Annotated in this window: 13 protein-coding genes; 12 read left to right on the plus strand and 1 reads right to left on the minus strand. The window is 48.7% G+C overall.

Annotated features, from left to right (window positions below; all coding sequences use genetic code 11):
• Positions 1-55: 55 nt before the first annotated feature.
• On the minus strand, positions 56-889 hold the full coding sequence (locus tag HP552_RS16125; protein ID WP_175396453.1) for an AraC family transcriptional regulator: 834 nt from the start codon (positions 887-889) through the stop codon (positions 56-58).
• Positions 890-1,011: 122 nt separating this feature from the next.
• Between HP552_RS16125 and HP552_RS16130 the strand changes: the two genes are divergently transcribed.
• The 12 genes from HP552_RS16130 to HP552_RS16185 all read left to right on the plus strand — a co-directional run bounded on the left by HP552_RS16130 (position 1,012) and on the right by HP552_RS16185 (position 20,003).
• Positions 1,012-2,469, plus strand: a complete 1,458-nt coding sequence (locus HP552_RS16130) for an alpha-L-fucosidase (RefSeq protein ID WP_175396454.1) — start codon at positions 1,012-1,014, stop codon at positions 2,467-2,469.
• 647 nt (positions 2,470-3,116) lie between these two features.
• Positions 3,117-8,366 carry a S8 family peptidase gene (locus HP552_RS16135; RefSeq protein WP_175396455.1) on the plus strand — a complete coding sequence of 1,750 codons (5,250 nt, stop codon included), beginning with the start codon at positions 3,117-3,119 and terminating at the stop codon, positions 8,364-8,366.
• A 303-nt stretch (positions 8,367-8,669) separates the two neighbouring features.
• Positions 8,670-9,674, plus strand: coding sequence for a Gfo/Idh/MocA family protein (locus HP552_RS16140; protein ID WP_175396456.1), 1,005 nt, complete (start codon positions 8,670-8,672; stop codon positions 9,672-9,674).
• A 21-nt stretch (positions 9,675-9,695) separates the two neighbouring features.
• Positions 9,696-10,640 (plus strand): AraC family transcriptional regulator, encoded by a 945-nt coding sequence (locus tag HP552_RS16145; RefSeq protein ID WP_246310917.1) that lies wholly within the window; start codon positions 9,696-9,698, stop codon positions 10,638-10,640.
• The gene (locus HP552_RS16150) at positions 10,633-11,718 is read left to right on the plus strand and encodes a Gfo/Idh/MocA family protein (RefSeq protein ID WP_175396457.1); all 1,086 of its coding nucleotides are present in this window, start codon (positions 10,633-10,635) and stop codon (positions 11,716-11,718) included. The genes HP552_RS16145 and HP552_RS16150 overlap by 8 nt, the downstream gene beginning before the upstream one ends.
• Before the next feature lie 308 nt (positions 11,719-12,026).
• Positions 12,027-12,773 (plus strand): FadR/GntR family transcriptional regulator, encoded by a 747-nt coding sequence (locus tag HP552_RS16155; RefSeq protein WP_175396458.1) that lies wholly within the window; start codon positions 12,027-12,029, stop codon positions 12,771-12,773.
• Positions 12,773-13,984, plus strand: a complete 1,212-nt coding sequence (locus HP552_RS16160; RefSeq protein WP_175396459.1) for a M20 metallopeptidase family protein — start codon at positions 12,773-12,775, stop codon at positions 13,982-13,984. Before HP552_RS16155 ends, HP552_RS16160 begins: the two co-directional genes overlap by 1 nt.
• Positions 13,981-15,549: an ABC transporter substrate-binding protein gene (locus HP552_RS16165; protein ID WP_175396460.1), complete on the plus strand. Its 1,569-nt coding sequence runs from the start codon at positions 13,981-13,983 to the stop codon at positions 15,547-15,549. Before HP552_RS16160 ends, HP552_RS16165 begins: the two co-directional genes overlap by 4 nt.
• Positions 15,550-15,652: 103 nt before the next feature.
• A complete protein-coding gene (locus HP552_RS16170; RefSeq protein WP_175396461.1) occupies positions 15,653-16,570 on the plus strand; it encodes an ABC transporter permease in 918 nt (305 codons plus the stop codon).
• A 15-nt stretch (positions 16,571-16,585) separates the two neighbouring features.
• Complete coding sequence (locus tag HP552_RS16175) at positions 16,586-17,515, plus strand: ABC transporter permease (protein ID WP_175396462.1); 930 nt, start codon at positions 16,586-16,588, stop codon at positions 17,513-17,515.
• 26 nt (positions 17,516-17,541) lie between these two features.
• Complete coding sequence (locus tag HP552_RS16180) at positions 17,542-19,560, plus strand: S9 family peptidase (RefSeq protein ID WP_175396463.1); 2,019 nt, start codon at positions 17,542-17,544, stop codon at positions 19,558-19,560.
• Positions 19,557-20,003: a hypothetical protein gene (locus tag HP552_RS16185; protein ID WP_175396464.1), complete on the plus strand. Its 447-nt coding sequence runs from the start codon at positions 19,557-19,559 to the stop codon at positions 20,001-20,003. The genes HP552_RS16180 and HP552_RS16185 overlap by 4 nt, the downstream gene beginning before the upstream one ends.
• Positions 20,004-20,005 lie beyond the last annotated feature (2 nt).

Below are 20,005 nucleotides of genomic sequence, written 5' to 3' on the forward strand. Positions count from 1 at the left end.
GAACTCCATTTCATTTTACGAGCAAATCTGCATAGCCAGACCTCATCATCCATCCTTACGTTGCCAGCCGTGTCGTTTGTTTACGAAATTCCGTAGGGGTTAGACCGGTATGCTTCTTGAACAGTCTTGAAAAATAATACAAATCGCGGAAGCCGAGACGTTCTGCAATCATCGTAATGGTGCTTGGTGTACAGGTGAGCAGTTCCTTGGCTTTGTCCACTTTTTTGCCCGTGATGTAATGTATGGGCGGGGTGCCGATCTGCTGTTTGAAGAAACGGATAAAATAGTTTGGATGCATATAGGCAATGCGAGCCAGATCCTGAACCGTTATATTCTCTTCAATGTGGGCATCGATATAAGCCAGTATGGCAGACATTTTTTCAATAACAGGCATATTCAAATAAGTGATCTGCTGCAGATCCAGATTCATCAGATAGTGGGAGATGAGCTCCGTCAGTTTGCTTTTGGCCATCATGTGCCCATATACCTCACCCGATTTGGCATGCAAAAGAATGTTATTAAAGATGTCGTTGACCAGCTCAGGGCGCTTTATAGAACAGAAGTGAGGGAACTCCAGAATTTGAAAGAGATTGATCCCCCCGACCTTTACGCTGAAATGACACCAGTATTTGAGAAAAGGTTGATCACTAATGGCCGAATAGGATTGAGTGACCCCCTCAGGCATCAAAAAGAGCTGTCCAGGTGCCGGATAATATTCCTGATCCCCGATCTTCAACCATCCTTCCCCTTCGCATATCCAATAAAATTTGCTGTAGTCTGGAGTATAATCCAGATCACGCCAGTCGGCTCCGCACCGATTGTAGTCGACCATGAACAATTCCACGTGCAGGTTGGACAGGTAGTTCGTAAGCAACGTCTGATGATTCACGGATCACATCTCCTTACAAGGTTATTATTGTCCATCCAAAAGTTAGTGTTCTGCATGTCTATCCGTTCATTAAGCCACTACAATACAAGGGAACAGGATAATGAAAGGAATGAGAACAGATCATGGACAGTAACGAATATTTGCAACAGATTGAAGCGACCATTGCGGAAGGCCGATTCAAGGATAACTGGAGCTCGCTTAGTGCTTATGAGGTGCCAGATTGGTACAAGAATGCAAAATTTGGAATTTTTATTCACTGGGGACTGTATTCCATTCCGGCTTATGATAGTGAGTGGTACTCACGTAATATGTATATCCAGGGTTCCAAAGCCCATGAGCATCATCTGGCAGTTTATGGCCACCCGAAGGATTTTGGATACAAGGATTTCATTCCGATGTTCCGAGCAGAAAAGTTCAATGCAGACGAATGGGCTGCGCTATTTAAAAAGGCGGGAGCCAGATACGTGATGCCTGTCGCTGAGCACCATGACGGTTTTCAAATGTATAAAAGCTCCATATCCCACTATAACACAGTTGAAATGGGACCCAAACGGGATCTTCTCGGGGAGATGAAGACCGCTTATGAGAAGCAGGGTCTTTCATTGTGCGTCTCCTCGCACCGGGCCGAGCACTGGTTTTTCATGTCACACGGGAAGGAATTCGATTCAGATATCAAGGAACCGCTCAGACGTGGGGATTTTTACTGGCCTGCCATGCCTGAACCGGACCATCACGACCTGTATGGCTCGCCGCCATCCACGGAGTTTCTGGAAGACTGGCTGATTCGCTGCTGTGAACTGGTCGACCAATATCAGCCTCGAGTCTTTTATTTTGATTGGTGGATTCAGACCGCCGCTTTCAAACCCTACCTGAAAAAATTCAGCGCGTACTACTACAACAAAGGCGAGGAGTGGGGTATTCCTGTAGCCATTAACTATAAACATGACGCATTTGTGCTGGGATGTGCCGTTCCCGATGTTGAACGGGGGCAATTTGCCGATCTCAAACCGTACTTCTGGCAAACCGATACTGCCGTCGCCAAAAACTCCTGGTGTTACACGGAAAATAATGACTACAAAACAGCAAATGAAATCATCAGGGACCTGGTCGACATTGTGAGCAAAAACGGCAATCTTCTCCTGAATGTTGGACCGAAAGCGGATGGCAGCATCCCCGATGAAGACAGGGATATTCTGCTCGCGATCGGCGAGTGGCTGGAGGTGAATGGCGAAGCCATATATGATACCACCTTCTGGCGTATATACGGTGAAGGCCCGACAGAAGTGAAGGAAGGCCAGTTCACAGACGGAGATACCAAGATTTTTACGAGTGAAGATATTCGTTTTACAGTCAAAGAGAGCTGCCTGTACGCAACGGTACTGGTCTATCCGGATGACGGAGAAGTTCGTATTCAATCCTTGAAGGAGAATTCTCATCATTTTCACGGTATAATTAAGAGTATAGAGGTATTGGGTTTTGAGGAACAACCTCAGTGGATAAGAACAGCGGATGCCCTTACGATTACAACCAGAAGCGTTAAGAGCGATTCACCTGTGGTTTTTAAAATGGAGATGGACTAAAAGACGGAAGGAGCCGGCAACCATGCCGGTTCTTTTTGTCATTCTATTCTGTTTCATGATAGTAATGCGATAAGCCTTGGTTATTAAGACTCTAATTAGACCTGCAAGTATCCCGGTTTTGCGCAAATGCGAAATGAGATTCCGGGCTGTAAGAGACAATAGACATATAAAAGCATTAAAAAGGCTTATTTTCTATATTTTTCAAGAAAAATGCTTGTATATATCGTTTTCTGGCTCTATACTATTCCATAAAAATCCAATTAAAATTCCAATTAAAATTCAAATTGTATATTATGTGAAATTCATAGAAATTCAAACATCACTCAACCTACTCCAATCGATTGATTCATTTACTCCCTGGCAAGTCCTTTGCTAACGCTCGTGATTACCCTCCCATATGAATGCTAATAGACATTCACTCTCATGGCTGAACCATAATCTTTCCTCTAATTCACTTCTAGGATCAACAAACAGCAGCTATCGTTTCACATTGTCCCTTAACCAGACCTTTAAAGGAGGTGAGGCTCTATGTAATGAGTCGGGCGTCTATTGTGGTCCGCAAAAAGGCCGTTTTTTTCGTTTGATTTTGCAGAGAAGGGCATATGCACCAGAATAACTCAAAAACCGGGTAAAAGGAGTGGAAAAGTTTGATAAAGATTAATCGGTTACGCAAGCCCATCTCGATGGGGCTCTCGCTTCTCCTTGCATTTTCGATCGTACATCCGGTTTCAGCTGACAACTCCACATCACAAAAAATCGACATGAAATCTGGCCTGGCCAAGGTTTCGACATCTAAAGTCAACGCGAAGTTGACCAAGCAGTTTGAAGATAGTGACTATGTCACCTATCTGGTGAAAATGAAGGAACAGGTGGATACCTCGGCTGTCTCCAAACAGGCCATGGAAAAGGCGACAATAGAGAAACAAACGGCTTCAGCAACCAAGCTGTCCGTCCGGAATTCTGTTGTCAGCTCTCTTCGGGAAACGGCATCGCGGACGCAGTACACGCTGGAAAGCTATCTCGAGAAGGAAATTGACCTGGGCAAGGTCAAAGAATATAAAAGCTATTTTATCGTCAATTCATTGGCTGTAACGAGTACAAAGGAAGTCATGGAACAGATTGCTCTGCTGCCCGAAGTGGAAAAAGTCCTTCCTAACGAAACACGTTACTTGCAAAAAGCCGAGGTAAGCAAAGAAACGGCGAGTGCAGCACCAGCTGCAGATCCTGCCAAAACGCCAGCCAAAGAAGATGCAGCAGGTGCCAAGGACTCAGCAGTCGCATCAAAGGATAACCTGGCAACAGAAAATGTTGAGTGGAATATCGATTATATCAATGCGCCCGCAGTGTGGGAGAGAGGAATCGATGGAACAGGCATCGTTGTTGCCAATCTGGACAGTGGAGTTGATTATACTCATCCAGCTCTTCGCAGCAAATGGAGAGGACTTGATGCATCAGGCAATATCGTCGATCCAGAGCTCAGCTGGTATGATCCACATAGTAACGCTTCCCTGCCTGCCGATGAGGATGGGCATGGTACACATACGATGGGGACAATGGTAGGTTCAGAAGAAGATGGAAGCAATCAGATCGGGGTTGCTCCAGGTGCCAAATGGATCGGTGTACGGATATTTAATCCGGAAACCACGGATGCCATTATCCTGGACGGCGGACAATGGCTGATTGCACCCGTGGATGCCGAAGGCAACCTTCACCCTGAACTCGCTCCGGATGTGGTCAACAACTCCTGGGGTGGCGGTGCAGGACTGGACGAGTGGTTCCGGCCAATGGTACAAGCCTGGCGGGATGCACAGATTTTCCCTGAGTTTTCTGCCGGTAATGTGAGATTGACGAATCCTGGAGGCCCGGGTTCGGTCGCGAATCCTGCCAATTATCCTGAAAGCTTCGCCACAGGCGCTACGGATATTAACGGTAATCTGGCTTCCTTCTCACTCCTCGGTCCATCTCCATATGACGAGATTAAGCCAGAAGTTTCGGCACCAGGGGTCAATATCCGCTCCTCTGTTCCAGGTGGGGTATATGAGGGAGGCTGGGACGGAACATCCATGGCAGGCCCGCATACGACAGCACTTGCCGCACTCCTGCTTCAGGCCAATCATTCCCTGACCGTAGATCAGCTGGAACAGATTATTATGGATACAGCAACTCCGAGAACGGATAGTCAATATCCAACATCGCCAAACAATGGCTACGGACATGGCATTATTAATGCGCTGGATGCTGTCGGCTCGGTACTTGAAGGGATCGGAACGGTATCAGGACGGGTGGTTACCGCAGGAGATGATCTTGAAGAACCAGTCCTGGAACACACACCTGTTAACTCAGCTTTCACAGGACTTGATATTCCGCTGACTGCTCATGTTACGGATAACGTTGGCGTGGTTTCGGTAGAAGCATTCGCCAAAACGACAGGCACGAGTCAGTACGTCTATCTGCCGATGAACCGCATCGCGGGAGATAGCAAGGACGGAACCTATTCAGCTACCATTCCGGCATTTCTGATTGAGCCGGAAGGGGTGGAGTATTATATCCGGGTTAACGATTACGGCAATAACGGATTTGAGAGCCAGGTATATAAAGTGGCTGTGTCCAATGGTGTACAGCCAGGATATGTTCAGGATTTTGAAGAAGATCAATTGGGCTTCTCAACAGGCGGAACAGGAAGCACCTGGGTTTGGGGAGCACCGGTCAGCGGTCCTGGCAGTGCAGCCTCCGGAGACAAGGTGATTGCAACCAACCTGGAAGGTACGTATGCAGGGAACAGCAATGCATATCTGCTGGCACCACCTATTGATCTTACCGAAAGTCCGGAAGGGGCATTAGTCTCCTTCAAACACTGGTTTGATCTGGAGAGCAATATTGACTTCGGCAAAGTGTATATCGCTACCGAAGACAATGATTACGTGTTTGAGGAATTGTTAAGCTTCACGGGAACAGGCGGTGATTGGAAGACACAGTATGTGGATCTGCGAGAATATGCGGGGCAGCAGGTGTTCATCCAGTTTAACCTGACCAGTGACAATTCTGTCCAAAAGGCAGGCTGGTATATTGATGACTTCTCCGTACAATCACCAGATGATATCGCTCCTGGGGCGCCTGCAGAATTAAGCGCAGCGGCTGACATTTTGGGTAATGTGGCATTGTCCTGGAGCGGACCTGACGATGAGGATCTGGAGTCTTACATTGTCTATCGTTCGACGACTTCCGGCGCCGACTACGAGGCGATTGGAAGTACACGCGCGACGACATTTACAGATACGGCCACAGTGACGGATGCAACTTACTATTATACTGTTGCTGCTCTGGATTATAGTGGGAATGAAAGCGAGAAGTCCAATGAGGTATCCATCACGGTTGAGGTGCCAGAAGATATTTACGTCGACCATTTTGATGGCAGTGACGATAATGGATGGACCCACTCGGGAACCAAGGATGAATGGGAACGCGGTGTTCCGGTCAATGGACCTGCAAGTGCCGTTTCTCCGCTAAATGTCTGGGCAACTGATCTGGATAATACGTACGAGAACGGATCGAACTATTCTCTGGTATCGCCAGTTGTGGATTTGACGGAAACAAATGATGCTGCACTGACCTTCAACCACTGGTATGAGATTGAAAGCGGATATGACTATGGCTATGTGGAAGCTTCAACAGACGGAGGAAGCACATGGTCTGAACTTGGCAAGTTCTCTCATAGTTCAAACGGGAAACAATGGACGCCGGTATATTACGATCTGAGTGCGCTCACTGGAAACGAAGTTCAATTCCGATTCCGCCTGACCTCAGACAGCAGTGTGGTTAAGACGGGCTGGTACATTGACGATTTCCGCATTTTGAGTATCGCACCTGAGACGGTAACACAAGATAGCGCCGCAGTTCTTAGCAGTGACAAACCTAAACCGGTTTATGACAATTCCTGGTACAAGGTTACACGAACCGATAAGGCTGAATTTAATCAAACCAAGCAGCAGCAACCGGAAGCAGAGAAACCTGATACAGGTTCCGTTACTCCGCAAAGCCTGCCTGCAAGTGCAACGGTCACCGTTCTCGAAACCGGACGTTCGGTGAAAACAGACCCATCGACAGGAAAATACAGCTTCACCCATGTAGCGGGTGATTATACATTGAAAGCTGAGGCTTACGGATACTATCCGCGGACTCAAACAGTAACCATCACCGATGGTGATGGAGCAAAAGCCAATTTCAATCTGGAAGCCATCCCTCATGGACAGATTGAAGGTGTAGTTACCGACGAACGGACAGGCGAACCGCTGGTCGACGCATCCGTTCTCGTGCTGGAAGATGCTCAGGTAGGTGAGGTTCGTACCGGCGCAGACGGCAGCTTCGTTCTTGATGTGCTGGAAGGAAGCTATACCCTATCCGTCAGAGCTGCCGACTATTACAGCAAAACCGTAAATGTGACGGTGCCTGGAAATGGTACAGCGGAAGCGAGTGTGGCATTGAAGCCATTTATCGGTTTCCCTGGGGAAATCGCATATGACGATGGAACAGCCGAGAATGCCAGAGCTTTTGTTGCCGCTGATAATGCTTGGGCCGTGCGAATGACACCTGAGCAGGCAACGGCTCAAGTAACAGGCGCATCACTTCGATTCTGGAACACCGAGTGGCCTGTACCTGGTGGAACAGCGTTCCAGTATGCCGTCTATGATGCTTCCGGCGCAGATGGCGCACCTGGACGTTTGCTGGCAGGACCGTTTGACGGTACAGCATTACGTAATGATCAGTGGACCAGCGTTGAATTCCCGGAGCCAGTTATCGTAAACGGCGATTTCTATATCGTTTATGTACAGTCTGTGGCGGGAACAAGTGCACCGGGACTGGCAACCGATGAGAACGGCACCAATGCGGGGCGGAGCTGGCAGCGTGTAAGCGGCGTGTGGAGCACAGCACCAGCAGAAGAGGGCAACTATATGATCCGTGCGGTGGTGAGATATCCGGTAAACGCACCAGTCATTACGGCACCGGCAAACACGTATTCGAATAAATCGACCTTCACCGTGTCCGGAACCTCTCCGGCGAATGGAGCTCAGATCAAAATCTACAATGGCAAAGATGTGGCAGGAACCACAACGGTTGAGAATGGGAAGTTTAAGTTGGACGCCAAACTTCGTCCAGGGGTCAATGCATTCACAGCAGAGGCAGTGATCGGTGGAAAAGTTACGGACCGCTCGCTTCCGGTTGTCATTATCCAGGATCAGACGCCGCCAGAATTAACACTACTTACGCCAGAGGATGGAAGCCGGACCAATGCAGAAGTTGTACATGTTACAGGCAGCGCAGTGGACCCATTTCTCAACAAGGTGACAGTTAACGGAGGAACCGTCAAGTTGGAGAGGGATCGAAGCTTCAGTCATCGTATTCTCGTCAATGAAGGGGAGAACACCATCACTGTAACAGCGACGGATTTGGCAGGTAATAAAACGACGGTAACACGCAAAGTATTGGTAGAGACAACGCTGCCTGAGTTAACGAATATTACACCTGCAGAAGATGTACGCATAGCCTCAGGTGAAACCGTAACCGTATCCTTTGACAGTGCTCCAGGTCTGACGGCATCATTCCGAATTCAGCTGCCGTTGAATCTGAATGCTGAAGGCGGATCCGAGATTCCATTGGTGGAAACGGAGCCTGGGCACTATACGGGCACATACACTACACCTTCCACACTGGTACTTGAGGGAGGAGTCATCGTCATTCGTGTCCAAGACGCAGCAGGGAACAAAATCGAGACCGAAGCACCAGGCCGGCTGTTCGTGACTGCCGGGGAAGAACCGGGTCCGGAAGATTCGAACCCGGAAGAGCCAAGTCCGGAGGACCCGAACCCTGAACCACCTGCCGAGGAGACTTTGCTTCCTTAAATTTCTAAACTAAATAATGAATCCAATGATTCAATAGGCAAGGTGCCATGCATATGTATATGTGTGAGCACCTTGTCTCTTTTTTTATTTTCCGGATAATCAATAGTTACCCAAAGGATGGAACCTTACTGGACTACGAGGTGGGGAGTAGAGGCTATTACTGTTTAAGTTGGAACGTTGGTTTTGGATTTGGATGTCGTAATTTTATATATTTATTGTCGCTTGTTCCTATTAAAATGAAATGAAGTCTGTGATAATTTATATTTAGTTGTCAGGATATTATATACTAGGAGGTAAGACATAGTGACCATCAGAATCGGCAAAATAAGCTTATGGCATGTGCATGCATGGGATTACATCAAGCAAGTTCAGGAGCATGAGGACACTGAAATAGCCGCAGTATGGGATGAAGATGCCAAGCGCGGGCAGGAAGCTGCAAGCCGTCTGAATGTACCCTTCTATGCGTCTCTGGAAGAGATGCTGGCACAGAAGGATATTGACGCCGTTATAGTGGACGCACCTACTCGTGACCACAAGGACGTAATTACCGCTGCTGCCAAAGCAGGTAAACATATTTTTACGGAAAAAGTCATCGCTTCAACAGTAAAAGATGTGAATGCGATCATGGCTGAGGTGCGTGAGCAAGGAGTCAAAATGACGGTGTCTTTACCTCGCTTGAATGACGGGTATACGTTAACCATTCAGGATGTGCTTCAGCAAGGCCTGTTGGGAAAAGTGACCTATGTCAGGGTTCGCCTGTCTCACAATGGAGCCACTGCAGATTGGCTGCCGCAGCACTTTTACAGCTTGGAGGAATGCCAGGGAGGTGCTATGATTGATCTGGGGTGCCATCCTATGTATCTGACCAGACTCTTCCTGGGTCAAGAAGTGACCGGCGTAAATGCCAATTTCGGTTATATCACCGGCAAAGAGGTAGAAGATAATGCCGTTGCCACCTTGTTTACGGATTCAGGTGCGATTGGTGTGGTCGAGGCTGGCTTTGTGAATAGTCATTCTCCATTTACCATTGAAGTTCATGGGACGGAAGGAACCTTGTTGTACGGAACACCTGACGACAAGCTGCTCATCCGCACCAATGCGGGCACAGAGGCCTATAAGGAATGGACGGTGCTTCCACTGCTGGATAAAAGAGAAAGCGCATTCACTCAGTGGGTCTCTCATATTCAAAACGATTCCTTGGCTGCTGATAATCTGCAGATCGCCACTGAACTGACACGCCTGATGGAGGCTGCCAACACCTCTGCCAAGGAAGGGCGCAGAATCTCCCTGGTTGATTTACAAGGTTAGGCTGGTTGGGGAGGTACGATATTGAACCGATATCCTTTTGAAAAAATGCTTGAACGACAGGACCTCCTTGAGCGATTGGATATTTCCATTGCATGGGGACATTACGAGATACGGGTTTTACGATTTCATCTGACGTCTTTTCCGGCAGGTCGAATCGTTGATTTTCATAACCATGCGGAATTTGAATTTCATTTTATTCCGCGGGGCAAGGGGAAAGTCATTCTGGGAGACCAGATGCATTCTTTGTCCGAAGGCATGCTGTATTTAACAGGGCCTGGCGTTGTTCATTACCAGGAGGCCGATTCCGAAGAGGACATGGATGAACTGTGTCTTCATGTTGATATTGTGGAGCAGCCCAGAGAGAATGTAGATCCCTGGGAGGCTGCAGAATCCGAGGAAACGATCGCCAAGCTCAGAGCGTTGCCCCTTGTTCCGGTGCAGGATTACCATCGGGCCATGAACTGTTTTTTGGAAGCGTATGAAGCATGTGATCGTAAATTGATCGGATATTATACATCCATTAAACAGCTGGTGATCAGCATCCTGCTGAGAACCGTTCGTGCCCACGATAACGGAGAGATCCGGGTGGAAGCACCTGAACGTGACATGTCCATGTACAGGTATGAATATGCCGTCCAGTACATGGAGGCCAACTACTCCAATGTCGTGACACTGGAAAATGTGGCAGAGAAGCTACATATCAGCACCAGACAGCTGCAAAGAATATTTTACCAGGTGCAGCCGGGCATGCCGTTCAGTCGTGTGTTGGAAGATATTCGACTGGGTGCGGTTTGCCGCAATCTGGAGGAAAGCAATGGCTCCATCGAGCAAATTGCGCTTGTATCAGGTTTTACCAATGCCAATTATCTACATGCCGTTTTCCGCAAGCGTCTGGGGATGACTCCGTCAGCTTTTCGGAAAATGAAACAAACCAAATCAAAAGTGAGGGTGAATGGATATGAGTAAAGTGTACCGTATCGGAATTGTAGGATGTGGCGGGATTGCGAATGGCAAGCATCTGCCGAGTCTCAGCAAGCTAGATAATGTGGAACTGGTTGCATTCTGTGATATTGTCCCGGAACGTGCAGAAGAAGCCAAAGAGAAATATGGCAATGCCGAAGCGGAAGTGTATACGGATTATCTGGAATTGCTGAAAGATGAAACGCTGGATATCGTTCATGTACTCACTCCAAATATCTCACATGCCGAAATTTCCATTGCCGCTCTCGAAGCTGGCAAACATGTGATGTGTGAAAAACCGATGGCGAAAACATCTGCCGAAGCACAGAGCATGCTTGAAGCTGCTGAACGAACAGGCAAAAAGCTGACGATTGGATACAATAACCGCTTCAGAGAAGACAGCTTGTACCTGAAAAAGATGTGCGAGGCAGGCGAGCTGGGATCCATTTATTTTGCCAAAGCACATGCGATTCGAAGAAGAGCTGTACCGACTTGGGGCGTTTTCCTGGATGAGGAGAAGCAAGGCGGCGGTCCGCTGATCGATATCGGCACACACGCACTGGACCTGACACTCTGGATGATGGATAACTACAAACCGAAGGTCGTTCTGGGCACAACGTATCATGAGCTTTCCCAAAAGGAAAATGCAGCGAATGCATGGGGGCCATGGGATCCGAAGAAATTCTCGGTGGAAGATTCTGCCTTCGGCATGATCGTGATGGAAAATGGTGCGACCATTATGCTGGAATCCAGCTGGGCACTGAATTCACTGGATGTGGATGAAGCCAAATGCAGTCTCAGCGGAACGGAAGCCGGAGCCGATATGAAAAACGGACTTCGCATTAACGGTGAGAAATTCAGCCGTCTCTATACGAATGAAATCTCACTCAGTGCAGACGGAGTTGCCTTCTACGACGGGAAGTCGGAAAGCGCACCGGATGTGGAGATGAGAAAATGGATCGAAGCCATCGAGAAGGATGAGGAGCCTGTAGTTACTCCTAAACAGGCTTTGGTGGTGTCGCAAATCCTGGAAGCTCTCTATGAATCCGCCCGGACAGGGAAAGCCGTTTACTTGAACGAGTAAAGGGAAATTATTTAAAACACAGATACACTTTGAAAAGACGTTGTCGTACATCACGACAACGTCTTTTTCGTTGGCCGAACAAACGATAATGTCTGTCCCTATCGTAGTGAAAGCAGGGTTGTATCATTATTATCGAGCGAAATATTCCAAAACCGAAATATCCCCAAACAAGAAGAGTGTTCGGCGAGAATTAAAAAATAATGATGATTTCTCAAAAAAACTATTGCATATCTGTTTACTCGGAATTATATTATGAATAAGAGTTTAATGGTATAAGGTTTAGACATTATATCGATCGGAGTGTGGATATGTTCAATCAATCGACTTTCCAATTCGAGAAAGTTTCTGCGATAAAGGTCAGTGAATTTATCAGGGAACAACTGGAAGAGGCAATCATTCTTAAGGAAATCATGAGTGAAGATCAGCTTCCTTCTGAACGTGAGCTTGCCGAAATTTTTAATGCAAGTCGAATTACGGTTCGTGAAGCATTATCCGCCCTTGAGAGTAAGGGATTAATCGAGAAGCGGGTCGGTGCTAAGGGAGGCACCTTCGTACTTCCCATCACGGCCAACGCGCATAAACGAACGAAGGAAGAGATCATGCGTGGTTGGGATCAAATGTTACATGTGTTTGAATATCGGACGATTGTAGAGCCGGAAGGCGCTTTTCTGGCTGCTGAGCGGATCACCGCAGGCGAGCTGACGCTGCTCGAGGGTTACATCAAGCAGAGTATGGAGCCGGAGTGTACGCGGGAATGGTTCAGGGCACTGGACGTCAAGTTCCATCTCATGATTGCCAAGGCTTCGGGCAATCCGTACCTGGAGACGGCAGTCAGACAGATTCGTACCAAGATCAACCCTGCGCTGGATTTGATGCCATACGATGAAAATATTCGGGTTATTAACCAGGGCGTACATACCGAGATTCTTGAAGCCCTCAAATCCCGCGATCCGATCAAGTCAAGGGATACAATGAAACGTCATATTGCATTTTCCGCTGACGCCATCTATTCACGGCTGGTCTCATCAGAACAACAAGAAGGGAATGAGCATTAATGAAACGAGCACAATTATTTCAACTTGCACAGCAATTACAGCCGAAGCTCACAAACTGGCGTAGAGACTTCCATCGCAATCCGGAGATCGGATATGAAGAAGTTCGTACTTCAGGCATCGTCGCCGAGCATCTGGAAAGCCTGGGACTTGAAGTGATCCGTAACGTTGGGAAGACCGGTGTTGTAGGTCTGCTCCGGGGCGAGACGGATGGTCCAACCATTGCACTGCGGGCAGATATGGATGCACTTCCGATCCAGGATCAGAAGTCGGCCGAGTACAGCTCCCAGGTCGAAGGCAAGGCTCACTTGTGCGGTCATGATGCACATACAACGATCCTGATGGGAGCGGCTGAGCTGCTTACGGGTCTCGGCAGGCCGAAGTCGGGTAACATCAAGTTTGTATTCCAGCCTGCAGAAGAGGGGCTTGCCGGTGCACGCGCCATGATTCAGGACGGTGTACTGGAGAATCCGAAGGTGGAGGCGATCGCAGGCCTTCATATGACACCTGGACAGGATACAGGTACCGTCGGTGTCAGTAAAGGGGTGGCTTTTGCCTCGGCAGACCGCTTGGTCATTCGTGTGTTCGGCAAGGGTGGACATGCTGCCCGGCCACATGAGGGAATTGATGCAATTGCTGTATCCGCACAGGTCATCACCGCTTTACAAAATATCGCCAGTCGGTTGGTAGACCCGCTGGAGCCCGTAGTGGTGACCATCGGTAAAATCACTGGCGGCTACATGGGTACAGCCATAGCGCCAGAGGTGGAGATGATCGGCACGGTGCGTACACTCTCACCAGCTCTTCGTGAACGCATGCCTGCTCTGATTGAACAGGTGGTGAGCGGGGTGTGCGCTTCCTTCGGCGCAGGGCACGAGGTTATTTACGGTGATGGATATCCGGTTGTGGTGAACGATCTCGGGATGGTGGACTTGCTTACCGAAACCGTAGACGGACTGGACTGGGCAAAAGGATGGAGCAGCATTTCGCCGTCCACCGGGGGCGAGGACTTTGCCTTCTACTGTGAACAGATTCCCGGCGTTTTCTTCCGGCTTGGTTCCGGTAATGAAGAAGAACGTACCCGTTATCCGCTTCATCATCCGATGTTTGATCTGGATGAAACGGCAATGCCTTATGGTGTAGGCATACTTTCATCCGTGGCACTTGAATTTTTGGCAAGAAACACAACTTCTGAGGGGGAGCGTACCAAATGAAAAAACGACAATGGACTAGCATGTGGATCACATTATTGGCTGTAGTATTGGTGCTAAGCGCATGCGGTGGAACAAGTACAGGTACTGACAGCAATTCGGCATCCAGCGGCACAGAAAGTAGTGGAACTGCCAGCACAACGCTTACGATTGCAGCTGCTACCGATATTGAGAGTTTCGATCCGCATAACAACAACAATACGTCCAGTGAGGCCGTTTTGGTCAACGTATTTGATTATCTGGTCAAAAATGACAGTGAACAAAACAAGGTTCCCGGACTTGCTACATCCTGGGAACAAGTGGATGACACAACCTGGCGTTTCAAGCTGCGTGAAGGGGTTACGTTTCATAATGGCGATCCGTTCACTTCAGCAGACGTCAAATATACGATTGAACGGGTAGCCAAAGACGAAACACTTAAACAAAACAGTTATTTCAAAAATATTGTTGAGGTCAAAGAGGTTGATGAGCATACCGTAGACATCATTACAGATGGACCGGATCCGCTTCTGCTTAACCGCCTGTCCAAAATGGGAGCGGGCATCCTGCCTGCCAAATACATTGAGGAAAACGGCATGGATGCTTTCCTTAAACAACCGGTAGGAACAGGACCTTACAAATTCAGCAAATGGACAAAAGACGATCGTGTGGTACTCGTGAAAAATGAGAACTACTTCGATGGTGAGCCGAAATGGAATGAAGTCGTATTCCGCGTTATTCCTGAAGCTTCCACACGGGTATCCGAACTGCTCGCTGGTGGAGTTGACGTAGCTGCATCGATTCCGTCCACGGACATTGCCCGCATTGAAGGAGAAGCAGACAAGAAAATTGTCAAAGCACCAATCCAGCGCGTCTTGCAATTGATCTTCCGTCAGACAGAAGGCAGCATTACGGCTGATCCGAAAGTGCGTGAAGCGATTGATCTGGCTATCGACAAACAAGGGATTGTAGACAGCATTGCCGGTGGAGCAGGTATTGTTACCCGCACATCCGTCACGCCAGGAAACTTTGGTGCGGACCCATCACTGTACAAAACATCACTATACGATTTGGAAAAAGCCAAACAGCTTCTGAAGGAAGCCGGTTACGCTGAAGGTGAAGCCGAGATGACCATCTCCGTTTCGTCACAATACAAAGAGCAGGTGGAAGTTGTTGCAGCGATGCTGGAGCAAGCTGGCTTCAAAATCAACATGGACGTGCTTGAGCCAAGTGCTTTCAGTGAACGTTACAGCTCCAAATCATTCAAGGAAATTTTCATGATCGGTATTGGTAACTCCCTGTTCGACGCTTCGAATAACTACAACCGTTACATGTTCGAAGAAGCCAAAGGTGAGTCGGATTACAACAATCCGGAAGTGGAGAAATTGCTTCAATCTGCATTGGTGAACATGGACCCTGAGGCTCGTGAAAAAGAGTACCAGCAAGTACAGCAAATCTTCGCAGAAGAACGTCCAGCCGTGTATCTGTACCAGATGGAAGGTGTCTATGGAACGAATGCACGCGTGAAATTCACGCCGCGCAGTGATGAAATGTTTTATGCCGACGAGATTACACCTGCTGCACAGTAATACCCGGCAGAACAACCTGTCATTGCAAGGATAGGCCGTGAACGGCAGGGACTGGGTACACCATGTTCCTGCCGTTTTTTGTATAGCATGGAGGTGAATGAGGATGGGGAAATACGTACTTAAATCTTTACTGCAAGTCATTCCGGTATTGTTCATTGTATCGCTGATTGTGTTTATTTTGGTCAGGGTCACTGGCGATCCCGTTGCACTGATGCTGCCCGAGACTGCCACAGCGGAAGACCGAGCGGTATTAACACAGGCACTTGGGCTGGATCAACCGCTTTACACGCAGTATGTGAAGTTCCTGGGCAGTGCCTTACAGGGGGATTTTGGGCAATCGTTCCGCTATGGGCAGCCCGCCTTACAGCTTGTCCTGGAGAGATTGCCTGCCAGCTTCGAACTGGCTGTAGCCGCGATGTTTTTTGCCGTTCTTATGGCTGTACCACTGGGAGTAGCCTCAGCTGTTAAACGTAATACGTTTACCGATCTTATCATTTCGGGAATATCGGTAATCGGCAAGGCCATGCCAAACTTCTGGATGGGAATCATGCTGATCCTGTTGTTCTCCGTCATGTGGGGCGTTTTGCCCGTATCGGGTCGCGGTGGATTGTCGCATTTGATCTTGCCGGCTTTTACCCTTGGCATAGGACTGGCAGCTCAAATGACCCGTCTGATCCGTTCAAGTATGCTGGAGATTCTAAGTCAGGATTATATTCGTACGGCTCGCAGCAAGGGGCTGGGACGAATGGTCGTGATCGGCAAACATGCTTTTCGCAACGGTTTGATACCCGTCGTAACGATTATGAGTTTGCAGTTTACCAGTCTGATCGGTGGAACGCTGATTACGGAAACGGTATTCTCCTGGCCGGGGCTGGGTCAGCTCTTGGTTGTTGCCGTCAATACGCATGACATGGCGATTGTCCAGGCAGCCGTGTTTGTCATTGCCTTAATTGTTGTTGTAACCAATATCTTGACGGATGTAGCTTACCGGCTGCTTGATCCGCGCATTAAATTCGACTAGAGGGAGGTGCAACCTATGACAGGCAGCAATGAAATGCCCATTCCGGGTGCAGAACAGGAAAGTGAGAGTTTACGTACACCAACAGGATTTCGCTATATTTGGAAACAGCTGATCCTCAGCAAAACCGGAATGCTTGGCTCTGTGCTCGTTTTACTGGTCGTCTTGATCGCCATATGTGCACCTCTGTTAACGAGTCATGATCCCGCAGCCGTCGATCCGCTGGGTCGACTTAAGCCGCCTGCCTGGTTAGAGGGAGGAACTGCAGAACACTGGCTGGGTACGGATAACCTGGGTAGAGACATGTGGAGCAGAATTGTCTACGGTGCACGCGTTTCATTGATAGTAGGGATGGGAGCGGTCATCGTCTCGGGAATAATCGGAGCCATTCTGGGTCTGCTGTCCGGATTTTACGGGAAATGGCTGGATGCAGTCATCATGCGTGTAGGGGATGCCTTCATGGCCATTCCTACCATTCTGTTCATGCTTGTGGTGATGGCCATCGTTGGCCCGGGAATCACGACATTGATTTTCGTCATCGGTGTGACCAACTGGGTTCCGTTTACCCGTATCGTTCGAAGCGAGGTTCTCAGTATCAAGGAGCGGGATTTTGTTCATGCTGCCCGATCGATTGGGGCCAAGAATGGACGGTTGATCCTGAAACATATTCTGCCGAATATCCTGTCCTCGTTTATTGTCATCTGCGGCATGAATGTCGGAACCACCATTATTATGGAAGCTTCACTCAGTTTCCTCGGTCTGGGTATCAAGCCGCCTGACGTCTCTTGGGGAGGCATGCTCAGTGATGGAAGACAATATGTAGCCACGAGCTGGTGGGTAGCCACATTCCCTGGACTGGCCATTACACTTACGGTGCTTGGGGTTATTTTCCTCGGTGATTGGCTGCGCGATGTACTCGATCCGCGAACAGAAACGAACAAAAAATAACTGGACTGGAGAAAGGGGACCCTCAGATGAACAAACGACCGATGATACCAGAGGACTTATATCACTATCGTTCCATTAGCCAGCCGGTGGTCCATCCGAATGGACAGGTGGCTTACGTGGAGCAGACCATAGACCGGCAAAAGAACGAGTATAACACCCGGATTCGGGGAATTTCCCTGGATGGCAGCAATGATGTGGAGCTTACGAATGGCAACAAGGATACGGCGCCGACCTGGTCACCCGATGGAACGCAGCTCACTTTTTTGCGTCTGGAAGATGGGGGTAAAGGTTTATGGACCCTCGAAGCAGGTTCAACCGAACCAGTTAGGCGTATTCCTCCGGAACGTAAAATATTGGATTATGCATGGTCGCCAAGCGGGCAGTATATTGCCTTTACCAGTAAAGTGCAGATGAATGACGTGGAAGGCAAAGACGAGCTGAAAAATGAGGAGGCACCCGTACTGCGGGGTAAAAGTTTTGAGCGTACCGCTCCAAAAGCGGAGGGTTCCGGCTGGTGGGATGGGCTATATAGCCATCTGTACATTTATGAGATCGCGAGTGGAGAGATCACTTCAATCACATCCGGACAGTGGAATGTCAGCGGGCCTGCATGGTCGCCAGATAGCCAGAGCCTTGCCTTTATTTCCAAGCAGGTGGAGGATGAGGACTCCGATGCAGATCTGTTGTACTTTGCAGATGTATACACCATAGGGCTGGAAGCAAGCCGTCCTTCCAAAGTAACGGATTCCAGCTTGCTGGTTAGCCAGTTCTCCTATTCACCTGATGGTCAGGTACTCTACCTGATCGCCAGCGACCGAGAGTTTGGGAGCGGCAGTCATAACAGATTATACGCTGTTCCTGTTCAAGGAGGGATGCCCAAGCTGATCAATACGAAAATGGATATACAGCTTGGTAACGCTGCTCTTGGAGATATGAAATCCGCTGGTCCGTCTCCATCACCGATCTGGGATGACAGACATCCGGAACGCGGCATGTATGTACTGGGTACCGATAATGGAAGTGTGGATGTATACCGCATTCATGAGAATGGAGACTTTCAATCCATCACCGGAAGTGGTGAGAAGGATGTGTATCAATACACGTTATCACCTGATGGAACGACCCTGGTCATTGCTGCTCTGACACCGGATCATCCTGCGGAACTGTATCGTGTGGATATAAGCAGCGGCGAAACGTTCCGGCTTACCCGGCGAAACGAAGAATGGGTCACCGGGCTGGAAGTGAATGTGCCTGAACGAATGGAGTTTACATCCACAGACGGATGGCGTATTCAGGGATGGTTGCTGCAGCCTGCGAAACGTGACCCAAATGTCAAAACCCCGCTGATTTTGCAGATTCATGGGGGGCCACATGCGATGTATACGGGAACGTTCAGCTTCGAGATGCAGTCTCTTGCAGCACAGGGCTACGCCGTTCTATGGGTGAATCCACGTGGAAGTATGGGATACGGGCAGGAATTTGCCAGAGCTTGCCGTGGTGATTTTGCTGGCGGAGACTTCCGGGATCTGATGGAGGCGGTCGATTATGCCCTTGATACATACGAACACCTGGATGAATCACGTCTGGGTGTCGGAGGCGGCAGTTACGGAGGGGTTATGACGAACTGGATTGTTGCCCACAGCAACCGGTTCAAAGCTGCTGTAACTCAGCGTTGTATTTCCAATTGGCTGTCCATGTACGGTACCAGTGATATAGGCATCTCTTATGTAGAGGGTGTCATTGGAGGCAATCCGGCAGAGCATGCTGAGCTGCTGTGGTCCCGTTCACCTCTGGCTCATGCACATAAGATTGAAACACCGCTTCTGATCATGCATGGAGAGCAAGACTATCGAACCCCGATTGCACAGGCAGAGGAACTCTACACCACACTCAAGCGTTACGGTAAAAAGACCAAACTGATTCGTTATCCAGGGTCCAATCACTCACTGCTCAAAAGCGGTAAACCTTCATTGCGAGTAGACAGCTTCGAACAGGTCAATGTCTGGTTTAATCAGTATCTTCGAAATGAGGCGGGGGAAGTATGAGTCTGGTACGGCTTTCGATTCCCGTGGGGATGCTGGTGGAAAATGTTCTGACGAGTGGTGAAGCGAGTGAGGTGATTATTGATTGTTTGCATCGGAGGGATCTTGCTTCATTGCGGGCCACAATCAAGGAACCAATGATGGATTTGGAAGAAAGACTGAAGACCGCTGAAGAAGTGGGCGAGGATTGGGCAGAGGCCATTCGTAGTGGATACGAGTTCAAGTTTTTGCATATTAATGCTTTAAAAAGGGTGTTGGACTTCCGTTTCGATCTTAAACTGGATCGTGATTATGTGCAGGAAGATCTGACGCTGCGGCATCTGAAGCTCAACCGCGAACAGATTCAATTGCTTCATTCTCTAGTAGGCAGACAATGGTCTGTTATTGAAGATGATAGGCAAAAAGAAGGATTAATTCCTGTTGATATCAAACTGAAATACCAATAAGA

The organism is Paenibacillus xylanilyticus (genome assembly GCF_013359935.1).
Lineage (GTDB): Bacteria > Bacillota > Bacilli > Paenibacillales > Paenibacillaceae > Paenibacillus > Paenibacillus xylanilyticus.